The sequence below is a fragment of the Candidatus Obscuribacterales bacterium genome, from assembly GCA_036703605.1.
Classification (GTDB): Bacteria; Cyanobacteriota; Cyanobacteriia; order RECH01; family RECH01; genus RECH01.
The window spans coordinates 1-1,063 of the sequence record DATNRH010000948.1 but is presented as its reverse complement, the minus strand read 5'-3'; the positions used below and the strand labels follow the sequence as shown (position 1 = coordinate 1,063).

Sequence of the window (1,063 nt, the reverse complement as noted above, 5' to 3'; positions counted from 1 at the left end):
ATTGGGCCGTAATTGAGTATGCCCAGTGTAACTCCCTAGTTTGTAGCAAATTATAGGTTTCGTACAAACCACGCCGAGCGAGCTCGAGAAAGGGTTGGTATTGCGTATGTCGGTAGGCATGTAGGTAGACAGCCCAAATCCAGGACTGAAAGTGAGGGCTGGTGGAGTGAATGGGCAGCTCTGCATAGTACTTCCAGCCATAGAGATAGAGCTTATCCATATAGAAGCGATCGGCACGGAAGCCATGCGAGCCTTGCGTTCTCAAGTTGGCCAAGATGCCCCACAAATGATTTCGTTCGATGTCTTGCAAGCCGGCTGTGGTGCGCTGCTCTGCGGTCAACATGGCGGTGGTAGTCATGGTGCCTAGCAGGACTCTGGCCATGTCGTCTGCGTAGTACTTGCCCGTCCAGCCAGGGGACAAGCCCCAGAGAATCAGACCAAAGTTGGGATCAGATGCGTTCGCTCTTGGGCCTCTCTGGGCGTCGGATTGGATGTAGAGGTAGCGAAGGAGGTCAACGTGGACTTCAGAAGCAACCCTCTGAGACTGATTGCCAAGGGCAATCAGGAGGGCGATCTCCGCCACGCAGTCGGCACGTACCCCATAGTCTAGAGTTTGGGATCCATTGGCATGCATGCGAGATGAGAAACCTTGCAGCACACAGGTAGCGGGGCCCTCGACTCCGGCTGCTAAGGGACACAAGTCACTGCCAACGTCCTCCCGCAAGACGCCAGAAGTCCAGACCCATGAGAGTGCGCGCTCAATAGCATCTGTCTGAGAGACTCCGTTGGATGGGCGGACTGCTGCTCGCCATGGCTTCAGCGGTCGGTGAAGGAGCCCTGACCAGAGCGTCTGCCAAGCCTCCAGTGGCATACAGCGGTGTGTTATGGGGTTGGCTAGTGACAAGGCTGAGATGAGGACCTGTGGATGGGCTACAAGGCGGTACAGAGCTGGTATTTCTGTGCCTAGTCCGTCTAATCAGCTTAGTAGCGGCCACTACAAACCTTCATTGGGGCCAAGGAAGGGCTCCACGTATCCGGGTACGCGAACTAGGTCAAGATATCG

The 1,063-nt window shown here is 55.5% G+C and carries 1 protein-coding gene; it reads right to left on the bottom strand.

The window, feature by feature from the left end; all coding sequences use genetic code 11:
• Positions 1–634, bottom strand: a 634-nt coding sequence (locus tag V6D20_19435; GenBank protein ID HEY9817956.1) for a hypothetical protein, incomplete at its 3' end; no start/stop codon positions are given.
• Positions 635–1,063 lie beyond the last annotated feature (429 nt).